The organism is Corallococcus sp. CA041A (assembly GCF_003612075.1).
Taxonomy (GTDB): domain Bacteria; phylum Myxococcota; class Myxococcia; order Myxococcales; family Myxococcaceae; genus Corallococcus; species Corallococcus exiguus.
Genome location: NZ_RAWF01000010.1, coordinates 18,501 through 34,634, shown reverse-complemented (window position 1 = coordinate 34,634; position 16,134 = coordinate 18,501). Strand labels below are relative to the sequence as shown.

General features: G+C 69.8%; 12 protein-coding genes. 5 read left to right on the top strand and 7 right to left on the bottom strand.

Going from position 1 to position 16,134, the window contains the following annotated elements:
• Positions 1 to 109 precede the first annotated feature (109 nt).
• Positions 110 to 1,981, bottom strand: coding sequence for a lipase maturation factor family protein (locus tag D7V77_RS03385; RefSeq protein WP_120574818.1), 1,872 nt, complete (start codon positions 1,979 to 1,981; stop codon positions 110 to 112).
• Between the two features lie 121 nt (positions 1,982 to 2,102).
• Here D7V77_RS03385 and D7V77_RS03380 point away from each other — a divergent pair, with 121 nt between their 5' ends.
• Complete coding sequence (locus tag D7V77_RS03380) at positions 2,103 to 2,774, top strand: MBL fold metallo-hydrolase (RefSeq protein WP_120574850.1); 672 nt, start codon at positions 2,103 to 2,105, stop codon at positions 2,772 to 2,774.
• Positions 2,775 to 2,778: 4 nt separating this feature from the next.
• Here the strand turns inward: D7V77_RS03380 and D7V77_RS03375 are convergent, their stop codons facing one another.
• Complete coding sequence (locus D7V77_RS03375) at positions 2,779 to 3,573, bottom strand: hypothetical protein (RefSeq protein WP_120574817.1); 795 nt, start codon at positions 3,571 to 3,573, stop codon at positions 2,779 to 2,781.
• Complete coding sequence (locus tag D7V77_RS03370) at positions 3,563 to 4,465, bottom strand: dimethylarginine dimethylaminohydrolase family protein (protein ID WP_233596657.1); 903 nt, start codon at positions 4,463 to 4,465, stop codon at positions 3,563 to 3,565. Before D7V77_RS03370 ends, D7V77_RS03375 begins: the two co-directional genes overlap by 11 nt.
• Positions 4,466 to 4,647: 182 nt before the next feature.
• Here D7V77_RS03370 and D7V77_RS03365 point away from each other — a divergent pair, with 182 nt between their 5' ends.
• A complete protein-coding gene (locus D7V77_RS03365) occupies positions 4,648 to 6,258 on the top strand; it encodes a Na+/H+ antiporter (protein WP_120574816.1) in 1,611 nt (536 codons plus the stop codon).
• Positions 6,259 to 6,280: 22 nt separating this feature from the next.
• Here the strand turns inward: D7V77_RS03365 and D7V77_RS03360 are convergent, their stop codons facing one another.
• Both D7V77_RS03360 and D7V77_RS03355 read right to left on the bottom strand, forming a co-directional pair.
• Entirely contained in the window at positions 6,281 to 6,943 is a 663-nt protein-coding gene (locus tag D7V77_RS03360; RefSeq protein ID WP_120574815.1) for an SRPBCC domain-containing protein, read from the bottom strand.
• Positions 6,940 to 7,590, bottom strand: a complete 651-nt coding sequence (locus tag D7V77_RS03355; protein ID WP_120574814.1) for a 2OG-Fe(II) oxygenase — start codon at positions 7,588 to 7,590, stop codon at positions 6,940 to 6,942. Before D7V77_RS03355 ends, D7V77_RS03360 begins: the two co-directional genes overlap by 4 nt.
• A gap of 288 nt (positions 7,591 to 7,878) precedes the next feature.
• Between D7V77_RS03355 and D7V77_RS03350 the strand changes: the two genes are divergently transcribed.
• The gene (locus D7V77_RS03350) at positions 7,879 to 10,149 is read left to right on the top strand and encodes a di-heme oxidoredictase family protein (RefSeq protein WP_120574813.1); all 2,271 of its coding nucleotides are present in this window, start codon (positions 7,879 to 7,881) and stop codon (positions 10,147 to 10,149) included.
• Between the two features lie 77 nt (positions 10,150 to 10,226).
• Here D7V77_RS03350 and D7V77_RS03345 read toward each other — a convergent pair whose 3' ends face one another.
• The gene (locus tag D7V77_RS03345) at positions 10,227 to 11,546 is read right to left on the bottom strand and encodes a hypothetical protein (protein ID WP_120574812.1); all 1,320 of its coding nucleotides are present in this window, start codon (positions 11,544 to 11,546) and stop codon (positions 10,227 to 10,229) included.
• Positions 11,547 to 11,795: 249 nt separating this feature from the next.
• Here D7V77_RS03345 and D7V77_RS03340 point away from each other — a divergent pair, with 249 nt between their 5' ends.
• Together D7V77_RS03340 and D7V77_RS03335 are read left to right on the top strand one after the other, a co-directional pair.
• Entirely contained in the window at positions 11,796 to 12,122 is a 327-nt protein-coding gene (locus tag D7V77_RS03340; protein WP_199733726.1) for a hypothetical protein, read from the top strand.
• A 258-nt stretch (positions 12,123 to 12,380) separates the two neighbouring features.
• Complete coding sequence (locus D7V77_RS03335; RefSeq protein ID WP_120574811.1) at positions 12,381 to 13,085, top strand: hypothetical protein; 705 nt, start codon at positions 12,381 to 12,383, stop codon at positions 13,083 to 13,085.
• 16 nt (positions 13,086 to 13,101) lie between these two features.
• On the opposite strand, the gene D7V77_RS03330 is transcribed toward D7V77_RS03335, so the two are convergent.
• A complete protein-coding gene (locus D7V77_RS03330; RefSeq protein WP_120574810.1) occupies positions 13,102 to 16,059 on the bottom strand; it encodes a hypothetical protein in 2,958 nt (985 codons plus the stop codon).
• Positions 16,060 to 16,134 lie beyond the last annotated feature (75 nt).

Genomic DNA, 16,134 nt, shown 5'->3' with positions numbered 1-16,134 from the left:
CCCCCGCCAGTCCCCGGCCCTTCGCTTTCGCACGGGGAGCCATTAGCCGTTCCGCCCCCGTGTGGGGTCCTGGCGTACCGGGCATGAGCTACATGGACCCAGGCATGTTTCAGACGTGCCAGGTCAGACGCCCCGCCTGCTCGGACGCACCGGGCGCGAGGGTCAACGGCGACACATACAGCCCGCGCCGCTCCCGCTTCCACCAGGCCCCGGTGCGCTGGCGCTCCGTCCGGGACGTCATCCGGTAGTCGTGGAGCACCGCCCGCACGAGCCGGGGCGGACGGTCCGGGAAGGGGTTGGACGCGAACAGCCCCAGCACCTCCGGCGAGCCCTCCAGCAGCCGCTCCATCAGGGCCAGGAACCACGAGGGCGGCGACCCCAGCGCGGCGAACCACATCTGCCAGTCCAGCCGGGGTTGATGCGGGGCGACCTGTCGCGGTGGCCGGTCCACACCCGACGTCTTGTATCGGAACGGGTACTCCCGCCAGTGCACGCCGTCGTCAGAGCCCTCCACCGTGATTTCCGGCCGGTCCACCGTCATCACCGCGAACAGGCCGTAGGAGTTCACCGAGTGCAGCGGCACCACCCGGTCCTCCAGCCAGTCCACCGCCCGCACCAGGCGCTCCGGGCCGCGAGGCCACCACCCCATCCGGCGCAGCTGCTCCACGGTGCCCAGCGTGAGCAATGGCACCGCCGCGGCCACGGACAGCGCCATGCCCGGCACCGACGGCCGCCGCGCGGGCCCGGCATCGCGCCACAGCGCTTCCGGCAACACGCGCCGCAGGGCCGCGTCGTCCAGCAGCCACAGCCCCAGGGCCAGCGACTGGACGTTGAAGAAGCCGTAGTTGCCCGTGGTCATGATGGCCACCTGCAACGCGGAGAGGATGCCGAACGCGGCCTGCCGCACGCGCCGGGGACCGAAGGCGAGGAACGGCACCGCCGTCTCCGCCGCCAGCACCGCCGCCGTGCCCGCGTGGCGCACCTGGCGCGGAAGCTGGTGCGCGGCCCAACCGCCGCGCGTGGGCAGGGGCGCGGTCTCGAAGTACACGTCGCACGCGCTCAACTCGCGCCACGTCCGGTCACCCGAGTGGACCTTGCTGATGCCCGACCCGAAGTAGAGCCGGAACACGAGCATGCGGAAGAGGAACACCTCCAGCGCGGACACGTCCCGCTTCCCCAGCCCGGGCCTCACTCCGACCGGTGCGGTGAGCGCGCCCACCAGCCCCATCTCCAGCAGCAGCACGTCCCACTGGAACGACAGGAACTCACGTCCCAGTGACACATAGGACAGATACAGCGCCCACAGCGCGGCGGCGCTCGGGAGCGGGGCCACGTTGAGGAGCAGCGCCAGCGACAGGGCCTGTCCCACGCGACAGCCGCGCACCAGCGTCGCGTCCGACGCGTCCTTCCAGAACACGGAGGGACGGCGCCAGCGGCCCTGCGCGGCCCAGCGCTCGGACTGGGCGACGTCGCGGATGGGACGGATGCCCTTCTCCCCGTAGAGCCCCAGCACCTGCTTCCCCAGCGACGTGAAGGCGATGAGGAACGTGCCGCCCAGCAGTCTCATGAAGGCCCAGCGCACCAGCCGGTGCTCCGCGGGCTCCGTCACGCGGCTGAACAACCAGGTGTCCCACCGCGACGCGCGCCGGCGGTGATGCGCGATGACCGAATACACCGCGCCCGCCACGTGCCGGACGCCGGGCACCAATCCCAGCCGCGCGGCCAGACGCGTGCTCCAGCGGGGCGACCAGGCGAGCATGCGGAAGACGGCCTCCGCGCCGGACGAGCGGCGCCCCGACGGCTCCACCAGCTGCATCGCCCGCAGCATGTCTTTCTGGGAGATGCCCAGGAGCTTGAGCAGCCACCTGCTCCCGCGCGCGAAGCGCACCCGGCCACCGGTGTCCTGGCTCCAGCGAGCCACCCAGCGCTTGCAGAAGCCGCAGTCCCCATCGAACAGCACCAGCGGTTGCATCTCGCGCATCGGGTCGCTCCTTCGTCCGACGACAAAGGTGCGTGCGGAGAGCGGGATGCGAAGGGGACAAGAGGGCTCGCTGGAGGAGCAGGCGGGCAGCGGAGCGCGCATCCCTGTCATCCGGGGACAGGTGCCTAGCTTTGTCCGCATGAGCGAGCCCAAGGCCCAGGCGAAGAAGACGGATGAAATCGTCCCCGGCGTGCACCACTGGACCGTCTCCGACGACCGGCTCGGCGGCATCCGCAGCGACGCCTACGCGGTGGTGGACGACGACGGCACCGTCACCCTCATCGACCCGCTGCCCATCGACGAGAAGCTCCTGCGCAAGCTGGGCGATATCGACGCCATCGTGCTCACCGCGGGCAACCACCAGCGCTCCGCGTGGCGCCTGCGCAAGGTGTTCGGCGTGCCCGTCTGGGCTCCCGAGGGCGCGCAGGGCCTGGAGGAGAAGCCGGACTTCGAATACGTGAACGGCACCACGCTGCCGGGCGGCCTCAATACTTTCCAGACACCAGGGCCCACGGAGGCCATGTACACGCTGTGGCTCCAGAAGAGCCCACACGCCGTGGTGTTCATCTCCGACCTGCTGTCACACGAAGTCCGGCGCACGCCCACCTTCGTCCCCGGCGAGTACCAGGACGAACCGCTGCGCACGCGCAGCAGCATCCAGCGCATCCTGGACCACCTGCCCATCCAGACCGTCTGCTTCGCGCACGGCGCGCCCATCCTCAAGGACGGCGCCAGCGCCCTGCGCAAGGCCCTGGAAGAGGACGACGAGTTCCCGCACGCCCCCGCGCCCTGAAGCCTCAGCCCGGAGGCACTTCGCGCACCAGCACGTGGCCCGCGTCCTGGCCCGGAGGCACCAACTCCAGCCGTGCCCCGGCCTCCGCCCGGTCCAGCAGCGTGCCCAACGACAACAGGTCGGTGACGGGGATGCGCGTCGCGGGCGCGGGTGCATCGCCCCGGAGCATCGCCCGGGCCACACGGGCCTCGTCGGAGAGGTCCGTCTCGTAGACGAAGGTGCGCTCGTCGTAGTCGTGCCCACCGGGAACGTGCCCCACCAGCCGCATGGGCCCCAGCCGCGAGTGCACTCGCACGGCGGGGTTGTCCCACTGCGTGACGCCGCGCAGCCGCTTCGCGCGCACCATGCCCAGCGTGAGCAGCTTCACCCACGCGGACGCGCCCCGCCCCGGCAGGAAGCTGAACAGCGACACGCCCACGAACAGCCCCGGCGTCAGCGACGGCGCCACGTAGCACGCCGCGCCAATGGCCGACTCCTCGTCCGCCAGCAGCAGCCGCTCGCGCGCGGGCGCCTTGAGCAGCCGCGCGGGACAGCGCAAGAGCCCGATGGCGCCGGGCAGCAGGTACAAGTCGGACAGCACCCAACGCGGCACGCCGATGCCGCCGAACGCCAGCTGGTTGAGCGTGAGGTATTGCCGCGCGAGCTCCGCGTTGTGCTCCGCCAGCAGGTGCGTCACCGGGATGCCGTACGGCGCCAGGTCCAGTGACGGGACGTGCACGCCGGAGCCCAGCGCCTGCAACGACAGATCCGGGGTCGAGGCGAAGAACGCCTGGGCCAGCGACGCGAGCTCACCCGCCATCGGCTTCGATGTCCTTCGCCACGACGTCCAACCGGTACTCGGGCGGAAGCGAGATGCGCGAGGCATCCACCGACGCGCGCGACACGAGGCAGCGCGACGAACCACCGCCCTTCTCCGTCAGCTCCGGCATCGGCATGGACACCACGCGCATGCCCAGGCGCTCGAAGGTCTCCACGATGTGCGCGGGCATCACCGTGGGCGCGAGCAGGTCCCTGCCCAGCGGCAACCCATTCGTCGCGTAGCGGCGGATGTCCGCCTCCGTCACCCGCACCAGCCGGTTCGCCCCAAAGCGCTGCTCCAGGAGCGCCACCGACTCCGGCGCCATCACGTCCGGGCACACCACCAACCGGTCCACCGCCGGCAGGGGCAGCACCGCCATGTTCCCGTGGAACGCGGGCTCGCGCACCTGCACGCGCAGCACCTCGCCGGGGAAGGACTTCTGGGCCGCCTCCAGCCCGTCGAGCGTCGTGCGCCCGCCCCAGAACAGCAGCGTCACGCCGTCGAACGTCGCCACGTCGCCGTGCGCCTCCCAGATGCCCACGCCCGGATCCACGACCTCCAGGCCCAGGCGCCGGGCCAGCGGCGCCCAATGGTCACGCTCCGCGAAACGATGCGCGCTCATCATCTTGGGCAGGAGGAACAGCGGGGCCTGGCCCTCGCGCGCCACCACCTGGCCGCACTCGGCCGCGTAGGGCATGCCCGTCAGCGCGTCCGACGGCGAGGGCAGCGCCACCACCGTGCCGCCTCGGGACTCGATGTGCCGGGCGAGCGTCAGCCACTCCCGCCGGGCGCCACGCGCATCCGCCGGAGCGGCCTCACGGCTGCGGAAGTTCGAACGGCCTCGCAGCGCCCAGCCCCGGCCCGGGGGTGACATCAGGAAGAGGTCCATCATCCCTCGCTTCTAGCCACCGCCCCGGAGCCTCACAACGCATCCGTCTCCAGGCTTGAGAAAACAGTCTGGCAAAATGCAACGCCCGCCCGTCCCCTCTCATTTCCCTCCGAAAGGGGGTTGCCCCACCGCCCCGCGTGCATGGCATCCTCGCGCTTTTTGAGCACAAACGGGGCTGGGGATTCATGCACTTCGAGTTGGCCTTCGTGCTGCTCTTCTCCATCGCGACAGCGGTGGCGATCGCGGCGCGCTACTTCAAGTTTCCGTACACGGTGGCGTTGGTGCTGGCGGGCCTGGGCCTGGGCATCGTGCAGGCCTTTGAACCGCCGCACCTGACGAAGGAGCTGCTGTTCGCGGTCATCCTGCCGGGTCTGCTGTTCGAGGCCGCGTTCCACGTGGACTTCCGCAAGTTCATGAAGAACAAGCTGGCCATCACCTCCATGGCGATTCCGGGCGTGGTGGCGTCCATGGCGCTCACGGCGCTGCTGCTGTCCCCGGCGATGAGTGGGCTGAACGCGCTGGAGGGCTTCGGCCTCATCCACGCGATGGTGTTCGCGTCGCTCATCGTGTCCACGGACCCCATCGCGGTGGTGGGCCTGTTCAAGGCGCTGGGCGCGCCCAAGCGGCTGGCCATCCTGGTGGAGGGTGAGAGCCTGCTCAACGACGGCACCTCCGTGGTGCTCTTCACGCTGGTGGTGAGCGTGGCGGCGGGCCAGGAGTTCACCGTGGGCGGCGCGGTGATGGACTTCATCAAGGTGGCGGGCATGGGCGCCGTCATCGGCGCGGCGGTGGGCTTCGTGGTGGGCAAGGTCATCCTGCGCGTCGAGGACGCCATGGTGGAGATCACCTGCACGGTCATCGCCGCGTACGGGTCCTTCGTGGTGGCGGAGCACTTCCACTACTCGGGCGTCATCGCGGTGGTGGTGGCGGGCATGGTGTGCGGCAACTGGGCGGCCCAGGAGGGCATGGGCCCCACGGTGCGCATCGCGGTGGAGAGCTTCTGGGAGTACCTGGCGTTCGCGCTCAACTCGGTGGTGTTCCTGCTCATCGGCCTGGAGGTGAAGCTGTCGTCGCTGCTCGACTCGTGGCTGCCCATCCTGCTGGCGTACGGGGCGGTGATGCTGGGCCGCGCGGTGGTCGTCTATGGCGTGTCCGGCCTGTTGCGGTTCACGTCGGAGAAGCTGCCGTGGAAGTGGAGCGCGGTGCTCACCTGGAGCGGCCTGCGCGGCGCGGTGTCCATGGTGCTGGTGCTCGGCCTTCCGAACGACTTCGCCCACCGCGAGCTCCTGGTGAACATGACGTTCGGCGTGGTGGTGCTGTCCATCATCGTCCAGGGGCTCACCATGGCGCCGGTGCTCAAGGCGCTGGGCATCACCGGCATCAAGGACGTCTACCAGGAGCAGTACGAGCTGGCCCGCGGCAAGCTGGGCGCCATCCACGCGGCGCTCGCGTCGCTGGAGACCATGCGCCGCGGCCGCGAGATTCCGGTGGACGCGCTGGAGCCCCTGGAGCGCGACTACCAGCAGAAGGCGCAGGCCGTGGAGCAGGAGCTCATCACGCTCAAGCAGCAGTCCAACCGCTTCCACGACGAGGAAAAGCAGGAGGCCATCCGCCGCGTCCTCATCGTGGAGAAGGACGCCCTCTTCAGCGCCTATCAGCAGGGCACGCTCAACAAGGAGGTCTTCGAGCACCTCACCGCGGAGCTGGACGAGCGCATCGCCAAGGCCAAGGACGATGAGGCCCACGTCCCGGAGGAGGACACCCCCGCGTCCCCGCCGCAGGCCCTGGCCTCCTGAGCAGCCGGAGGAGGGCGGCCCCTCAGCTCGCGCCGCCCTCCACCCGCGACTGGAGCACCGCGCCCAGCACGTCCGCGGTGTCCTCGCGCAGCCGCGACAGGTGCGTGTAGAGCACGTCCTCCACCTGGGCCACCGCCTCCTTCGGCGCGCCCGCCTCGCGCAGCCCCGCCAGCACCGCGTACGCGGCCACCGCCAGTGGCCCCACGTAGCCGCGCGACTCCTCCCAGAACTCCTCGAAGCACGGCACTGCTTCCCCCGCCACCACGCGCGCCAGCCTCCCCAGGCACGCCTCCCAGTAGGCGCGGTGCGCGTCCCGGGCCGCGTCGTCCGCGAACGGACCCTGGCGCAGCTCCAGCCGCGTGCCGTCCTCCGCGAGGTGGAAGGTCAGCTCCGCCCGGGTGCGTCCCGGCGGCACCGGCCCGCCACCTTCCCAGTCCATCTCCAGCGCCAGGAACCGCCCCGGCTCCACCTGCACGATGCAGCCCACCTGCGAGAACGCACGACCCGCCGAGTCCCTCAGGCCTATCCGGTAGGGCTGGCCCAACGCACCGGGGTCCGGCGCGTGCGTGCGGTAGCAGCCCGGTGGCGCGCCGAACCAGCGGCGGATGAGCGCGGGCTCGGACAAGGCGGGGAACACCGCGTCCGGCGGCGCGGGCAGCTTCCACTCCAGCGTCAGGTCGCTCACGCCCGCACCCCCGAGCGCGTGCGCAGTTCGAAGCGCGGCACGTTCGCCAGCTGCTCCGCGGGCGCACGGTACTGCTCCACCACCAGGCTGATCCGCGACTCCTGCATCGACTCCGCGCCGGAGGTGATGGCCTCCACCTCATGCAGCAGGTCGCCCCGGAACATCACCAGCGCGTTCTGCCGCGGCGTCAGCTCCGCCACCCGACCTCCCCGGTGGTACAGCCGCAGCGCCCCGCCCCGGAGTTCCTTCGGAACCTGGACATACAGCACGCTCACCGCCACCGGGCAGCCGATACTCGGACCGTAGAACTCAAGACTCCGGTCGATGTGCGCCGCGACGTTCCGGCCCTTGCCCACCAGCAGCGGGTTGAGCAGGAACGCGTTGCACTCCGGCAGGAGCGTCTTCGCCAGGTACGGCGCGAACGCCGGGAAGCGCTCGTGGACGTCCGGCAGCGCGTCCCGGCGGAACGTCAGCGAGAAGCCGTACGTGCCGGAGAACTGGCCCGACAGGTTCGACTCTCCCAGGAGCGACGAGCCCAGGATGGCCGAGCGGATGGAGGCCATCGTCTCCTCCGGGAGGACGTCCGGAGTGCGGTGGAAGAAGGTGTCGAGCCGGAAGGCTCCACCCCACGGTGGCTGGAAGCGCATGGCCCCGGAGTCTACCCACCCACGCCGCGCTGCCCCATCCCTCGCCGTCACTCGGGCGGAAGCCCTCCACGCCCCATGCGCAACACAACGCGTCAATCCCTGCCAACACAGCGCGTCAGGGATGATATCAATTTCGCTTATTTATCATTTATCAGGCCTAAGTCGAATTCTCCGACATCCCACCTTGCGGCTCCCAGGCGTTCAGACTTTCTTCGGACAAGCTACGAAGTCCCCTTCGCAGCGCTCGCCGTCCCACGCCCCATCCACCCCCACAATGGAGTTGCAACCATGAGCCGAAGCAGACTCACGGGAATCGCGCTCGCATTCCTGGCCGTCAGTTGTCTGGCGGTTCCCTCCGCAGAAGCCGCCACGTATGGCGTTACGCCATCGGGCTCATCCGCCCTCTTCTACGTCGACACGACGGACTGGGCGGACATCCACTACAAGCTCAACGACGGCTTGCAGCAGAACATCCGCATGGCGGTGACGGGAGGCCGCAACCAGTACACCGTCACGGGCCTGAGCAACGGCAACTCCATCGACTATTTCTTTACGTACTGGGACGTGTCCTGCGCCTGCGCGCGTGACACGGCCTGGACGCGCTACACGCATACCGGCACGGGCGGCGGTACGGACGCGGGCACGGGCACGCCTGACTCCGGCACGGGCACGCCTGACTCCGGCCCTCCGCCCAACGGCGACGCGGGCCCGGTGGTGCCGCTGTTCACGAGCAGCACCGCGCTGGAGCCGGCCACGGTGGAGAACACCTCCGCGGCCCTCATCACCCGCGTGGGCGACCGCGTCCGCGACCGCCACATGCGCGAGGACCAGTACCAGGCCTATGACCACTACCTGAAGCTGTACTTCGAGAAGCGCACCCACTGGATTGAAATCGTGGACACGGTCGCCAAGGGCGGCAGCGTCATCACGGTGAACCTGTACACGATTTATCCGTATGACTCGCCGGACTTCCGCGCGTTCTTCCGCGGCCTCAACACGGTGGCGGAGTACTTCCACAACGCGGACTTCGTGAAGGTGAACGACTACAAGTACACGTCGTCGGTGAACTTCAACGCCAAGGAAGGCCGCGCCATCCGCGTGGGTGACCGGATGGAGCTGGAGATTGGCGTGTTCCTCCAGGCGCCGGTGGAAGGCCGCTTCAACTACTACTCCACGGGCATGCTCTACATCGTGGGCCAGGGCGGCATCGTGCCCTTCGAGGGCCAGGGCGGCATCCGCGACTCCTTCCCGCTGCCGGAGAAGGCCTGGGCGGGCGGCCGCACCACGCTGCACACGCCGTTCTCCAACGAGCCGGACAACCGCTTCCTGCAGATGGCCACCAACATGGCGCCGGTGAACGCGCAGCCCTTCGTGGAAGGCCGCCGCCTGCACCACACGAACTTCCGCGACGGCACCCACTCCGAGCCGGACAACCCCATCTTCAGCGCGCACGCGAACAAGCTGGGCAACAACTACGTCAACGTGTCCTGCATCTCCTGCCACAAGCAGAACGGCCGCGGCCTGCCGCCCACCACCACGAACACCACGCTGGACAACTACGTGGTGAAGGTGGGCAAGGTGAACGGCAGCACCGTGACGGTGGACCCGGCGCTGGGCTTCCGCCTGCAGCCGCGCGCGGTCAGCGGCACGCCGGAGGCGGACGTGCGCATCGGCAGCTGGACGACGACGGCGAGCGGCACGCTGCCCGGCGGTACGGCGTACAGCCTGCGCAAGCCCAACTACAGCTTCCTCAACGTGACGCCGACGAACTTCTCCGCGCGCATCACGCCGCAGCTGGTGGGCCTGGGCCTGCTGGAGGCGGTGCCGGAGACGCAGATTGCCGGCCTGGCGGACCCGAACGACGCGAACGGCGACGGCATCTCCGGCCGCATGCAGACGGTGAAGGACCCGGAGACGGGCGTCACCCGCATGGGCCGCTTCGGCTGGAAGGCCGGCACGGCGCGCGTGAAGCACCAGGTGGCCGAGGCGCTCAACAGCGACATGGGCGTGACGACGAACGTGTTCAAGACGCAGGACTGCGGCTCGGCGCAGCAGGGCTGCGCGGGCACGAGCACGGAGCTGGCCGACAGCGAGCTGGACAAGATGACCCGCTACATCGCCCTGCTGGGCGTCCCCGCCCGCCGCGACCACTCGGACTCGCAGGCGATGCAGGGTGAGACGGTGTTCACCAACGCGGGCTGCGCGAAGTGCCACGCGCCCACGCTGACCACCAGCCAGTACAGCGCGATGAACGAGTTCCGCAGCCAGACCATCCGTCCGTACACGGACCTGCTGCTGCACGACATGGGCGCGGGCCTGGCGGACAACCTGCCGGAAGGCCAGGCCTCCGGCGCCGAGTGGCGCACGGCTCCGCTCTGGGGCATTGGCCTGACGTCGGGCGTGTCCGGCGGTGAGGCGTACCTGCACGACGGCCGCGCGCGCAACGTCACCGAGGCCATCCTCTGGCACGGCGGCGAGGGCGAGGCTTCCAAGCAGGCCTTCGTGAACCTCAGCGCCGCGGACCGCAACGCGCTGCTGAAGTTCGTCAACTCGCTGTAAGGCAACAGGCCGGTTTCAAACACAGACGCCGGGCGGGAGGGGCCATCCGTGCCCCTCGCGTCCGGCGTCGTGCCGTTTCAGGGCGCGAGGGGCGGCGCCTCGTAGCCCACGGTGCCGTCGGCATTGCCGTCGTAGGTGCTGGCGCTCTGGGTGAAGGTGCCGTTCTTGAAGACGAAGACGCCCCAGCCGGCGCCCTGCGACACGAGCGAGTCGGTCAGCTGCAGCTGTCCCCGCCCCGTGCCGCTTCCCACGGAGATGCTGGCCCGGATGTCGCCCGTGCGCGTGAAGTAGTCACAGCAGAAGGGGTCCGAGCCGCCGTGGCTCACCCGCGCGTGGGCGAGGACGTTGTCCGGGTTCAGGGAGAGGATGGAGATGCCCTTCCAGAACCCCGGCGTCTCCGTCCTGCCCGTGAACACGATGGGCGCCTCCGCCGTCCCCCGTGCCACCAGGGAGCCCGTCTCCTTGATGCGGAGCCCGGACTCCGCCTCGAACTGGAGGCGCACCCCCGGCTCCAGGGTGAGCGCCCCCGCGTACTCCACGGTCGTGTCCGGAAGGCCGGTGGAGACACCATAGGGCACGTCCAGCCTGCGCAGCGTCTGCGCCGTGGCGGTGTCCGCCTCCGGCGCCGCCACCAGGTGGACGACGTTGTCGCCGTTGGCCGCCGGCTGGGTGGGGCTGTTCCCGGAGTAGATGCTCGCGCCGTCCAGCGCGCCCGCGGTGGACAGGCTCACGACCACGGGGGCGCCCAGGTTGCCCCGGAAGAGGTTCCGCGAGAAGCCGGGCAGCCGCGCCTTGTTGAAGACGAACAGCCCCTGCGTGCCGCTCTTCTCCACCGTCGTGTGTGAGATCCGCACCTGGCTGCTGGCCCCCTGGTTGGAGCCCACCAGCACGGACGCCCGGGCCTCCAGCCTGCCGCCCGGCCCGTAGAAGAAGTCACAGCAGAAGGACTGCTCGCTGCCCGCGTAGGAGATGACCACGTGCTCCAGCGCGTTCTCCGGGGTGTTGGACTTGAACGCGAGCCCCCTCCAGAAGCCCGGCGTGGGCGTCGTGCCCGTGAAGGTGATGAGCGCGGCCTCGGTGCCCACCGCATGGAGGGAGCCCGTCGCCGTGACGAGCAGCCCCGCGTCGGGACCGAAGCGGACCACCGTGCCGGGGGCGAGGGTGAGCGCGCCACGCACCTCCACGACACCCTGCACCTCGTAGGAGCACCGCTCCGCCCCCGGCGCCCAGGTCGTCGTGGAGGTCAGGGCCGTGGAGATGGTCCGGACACAGCCGCTGGTGGAGGGGTCGTCGCCGGGGCCATCACCGGGGTCGCGCTCCTCTCCGCCGCAGGCCGCCAGCACGGAGGCCACCGCGAAGGGGAGGAGGTGAGGAAGGCGGGACAGGTATCGCGTCATGTATGCCACCCGGGAAGGAGCCAGCGGCGCAGGCCGCGCTCACGCAGGGGGGATACGCCGGCCCCGCCCGCTATTCTCACGGACATGGTGCGCTACTGAAACCAACGGGCAGCCACGCCTGGCCGGACAGCGGGTCCCTCCCAACACTATTGAGGGTTCCAGAGGGCCACCTACCAACCAGGACGGAACGGGCATGATCAGAACGCTACTCATCGGGCAGCAGCCGAGACCGTTGATTTTTCAGATCCGATGCTTCCCTATGGCTTTACGGCGGAGACCATCCGCAAGAGCCTGACTGTCGGGCTGGAGCAGATGCGCAACCGCGGTTGGCATGCAGACCTCTTGCAGATCATGCCCGACGAGTCCGCGGCGACGGCGATTCGCGACTGGCTGTCGAACACCGCCCCTTACGACTGCATCGTCATCGGGGCGGGCGTCCGCATCCCCGTCAAGAACCTCACTTTCTTCGAGAGCGTCGTCAATGCGGTGCACCGCTTCGCGCCCAACGCGGCCATCGGGTTCAACACGCGTCCCGAGGAAACCGCAGACGCCGTGAAGCGGCTGCTGAAAATCTAGAGGAGCCGTTCACCGGCCGGTGCTCGGAGGCATTCGCGTCTCCCCGCCGTGCCCACATCCCAGCTTGAGATCTCCGTCCGAGCCGATGGGAACCACATCATCGGAGGCCGCCTGACACCCAGGCGTCCCAGACGACTGCGCACGGGAGCACGGTCGGCGTCCGTGATGCGCAATGGCAGACATGTGCGGTGGAGTCCCCACTCCCGGCCTCATGAAGCGTTCCGACCTTTCCGGTGTCCCTTTTCCCGGAGAACGCCCATGGAGCATCGTCCCGCCCCTCCGCCGCCGCTTTCCGACAGTGAACTCCAGGTGGAGGCCGTGGCCTTCATGGATGCACGGGGACACTGGCTGACCGCCGTCGCGGCGCGGCGGGTGGCGGCGGTGCGCGAGTTCTTCCGGCAACACGCCCACCTGCGGCGCGACTTCCTCCGGGAGCGGGCGGAGGCGGAGCGCCGGGAAGGGCGGCTCGCGCTGGAGCTGTTCTCCCGCGCGGTCCAGCGCGTCCGGTGGCTGCTCACCACCGGGGACGGCCCCTCCACGCGCATTCATGGCGCGGAGGCCGGACGCGACCTGGGCCTGCTGTTCGCGGGCACGGACTCCGGACTGGAGGGCCTGACGTCAGAGCGGGACCAGCGCTGGAACATCAACCACCCGCACCCGCTCCCGCCCACCGGCTTTCGCACCAGCCGCATCAATGACGACGGCCCGCGGGAGGACCCGACCCACCACCTGGCCTTCTACGCGATGTTCGGCGCCTCCAACGACAGCTTCCCCGAAGAGCAGATGAACAAGCTGATGGGCACGCTCAGCGACATGGGGCCTCCGGATGATCAACACCTGGCCTGGGACGGCATCGACCTGGGACGCCAGCTGGGCGACCCGCGCTTCGACGTGAACGCCTGGCTCTGGAAGACCCTGGGGGACACGGGCCAGCTCCCACAGGCCGAGGCCGTGGCGAGCTGAGGGCCGTTGGAGCTGCTCAAGGGATGGGCGTCAGCGGCACCAGGACGAGCTCCTTGGGGTATTTCTTCGGGTCGTCGGGTTTTCCCCAGGGGATCCGCACATAGGACAGCCAGCGGCCATCGGGCGACGCCATGGGGGCGCGCACACCGTAGTCCTCGGACTCCAGGGGCAGCTTCCAGCACATCCACGGGCGCACCGCCGTGCACAGCCACGGCGAGCGTTCGTCCTTCGGGACGTGCAACAGGAACCTGCCCTCCCCCAGTGACGCGGAGCCTCCGCCGTTCCGCGCCGCGAGCGCCAGCTCCTCCACGGTGGGTGCGCGCGTGCGCACAGGGCTCGCGTCCGCGGGGACTTCGATGACGTTGAACTCCGGAGCCAGCTCGCCGCGCGAGAGGTCCGCGATCAGCGAGGCCCGCGACGACAGCGGCAGGACGTCCAGCATGTCCTCCGACAGGGGAACGTCGCGGCCTCCCATCGGGTAGCACGAGCCCGGTTGAGACATCGACTTCAGGAGCAGGTCCTCTCGCGGAAACGGGCGGCTGTACATCGCGACCGTGGGCCCCCACTCGCGCGCCGCCGGGTCGTAGCAGCGCACCTGTCCGCGTCCATCCTGCTGGACCAGGCACAGGGTGCCATCCCTCCAGTACAACCCGGGCGTGGGCCACGGGGGGGTGGTGGGAACGAGCAGCACCCGGCCGATGACCTCCGCCTTGTCCTTCACCGCCCCGACGCTCAGCGGAAGCGGAGGCGTGGCGGCCTTGAGCCGCTGCTGGAGGGCGCGCATGCCATAGCGTTTGGCGCAGGCGCCGTCGGTCTTCAGCGAGCCATGCAGCTCCGGGTGGACCCCGTCCGCGAGCGCCCGCCGGGCGGAGATGGCCTCCAGCGCCGTGGAGAGACAGCCCATGCGGGAGATGCGCCCCTCCTCCTTGTTCATCCCGAACGAGGCGTCGCGCGCGTCGTCATTCATCTTCACCAACCGCGCGAAGGCGGCCAGGGCCTCGCGGGCGGGGGCGTCGTCGCGGGCGAGCAGCGACTGGAGGCGGGCTTCGGTCTCCGGCGCCAGGTCCCAGCGCACCGCGCCGAACGCGCCCATGTTCGCGGCCAGCGTCAACGCCGGGACGTCGGGCACGCCCTCCATCCACAACGATAGACGCCCCTTCTGGCAGCGCATCTTCACCTCGCCTTCGGATGACTGACTGTCCCCGACGACGACGCCGCCGCTGCGTGAGAACTCCAGACCTCCGGGCGCGGACAGCTTTTGATACATCCTCACCCCGTCGCCGCTGCAGGCGCCCTGATTGACTGGGCTGTAGTACGGCCTGACGATGCGCTGCGTCTCCAGTTCGAAGGGGGTGCGCGGATCCTGGCCCAGGTCGCAGGAGATCCGCGCGCGGGTGAGCCGCTCGCCGTCTTGCCACTTCAGCGAGGGCCCTTCCCAGAGCGGCTTCTCCATCACGACGTCCGTCCGCACGAGGCGCGGTGCCGTCGAAGCGAGCACGCGGGGCGCGACGTACGAACCGAGCTTCAGGGAGCGCACGACCAGCGTCCGGGTCTCGTCTTCCGAGTCCGCCTTGCTTGGACCGGGACCGCGCATGTAGGCGACCCACCGGCCATCCGGGGACACGCGGGCCTCGTACAGCCTGTGGCTGCCCTCATCCTCATACGGACTGTCCCATTGGAGCGACCAGCACCCCAGGGGCCTGCGCACGGAGCAGAACTGCTTGTTGTCCTCGTCCAGGATGAACCGGCCTTCGGCGAAGAGCCGGGAGCCGGTGGACGCGAGCATCGCCTTCTTCAGCTCCTCCGCTTCCGGCGCGCGCAGGCGCGGTGGGCCATCCCCCTCAGGGACCTCCAAGACGACGGCCTCGTGGTCCCAGGTGCGCCAGAACAGGACGGCCCGGGGAGACAGGCGCAGGACCGGCTCCCCAGGAGGCCGGACGTTCCGGGTCCCCATGAGAATCCTCCCGTAGCAACCCGGGAAAGAGCTCCAGGCGGACTGGTCACCCCGGTCCAACGGGACGGCCTTGCCCCAGCTCCGCGCCACGGGGTCGTAACAGCGCATCCGCTTGCCGGTGTCCTGCTGCGCCACGCACAACCGTCCCTGTCGCCAGAACAGGTCCGAGTCCACTGGCGCGCCAGACTGGACCTGCCCCTTGGACGGCTGGACCTCGCCGATGGTTTCGGGATCGCCTGTCTTCAACGGCGGGCGGTCTCCCTCCAGGTCCGGAGCCAGGACATCGCGAGGAGGGGTGGTGGACCGTTCCGGGTCATCGCCCGAGGCCAGGGCGACGCGCTTCCGGGCGCGCTCGAGCGCGGCGGCCAGGCCCGCGACGCTGTCCGCCTCCAGGTTCGCGTCACGACCGTACAGCCGGGAAGGGATGTCTTTGATCAGGAGGCCCAGCTCCTCCAACGCACGGCGGGCCCCGGCGTCGTCGCGGGCCAGCAGGGGCAGGATGCGGACTTCGCTGTCCCGGGACACCCGAAACTTCACGGAGGCGGAGGCGACGCCGATACCAATGGGCTCCAGCGCCAGCAGGGGGGCCTCGGGCACGCCTTCCACGGACAGCTCCAGCCGCCTCGCCTGGCAGCGGACGCGGATGCGCGGGCGCGGAGGATAAAGGGCCAGTTGGGTGTCAGGAGCGTCATCCGCGATGTTGAACCGGCGCTCGACGCGCGAGCCATCTGGCAGGGACAGCGTCTGGGTGATGACCACCTCCGCGGGCAGACACGAGTCCGGGGAGGCCTGCGTCACGTCCACGGACTGGGAGACGGTGATGTCGGGGGTCTTGCCCGGCCCCAGGTCGCAGGCAGCGGACCCGGTGAGCTTTTCAGGAAGCGCCTTCGCCTCCGCGAAGGTCAGCGGCTCGGCGGCGAGGACCACGCCTTGCGACGGCGGTTCCGCGGCGAAGGCCGGGGTCGCGAACAGGGTCAGCAGGAGCCCCAGGCACCACCCACGAACGGTACGAAAGTGCATGTGCCCCGGACCGTATCAGCAGGTCATCCCCCACCGTCCAGGGAGGGGCCGGTGAGCGCGAGCAGCGGGGGAATG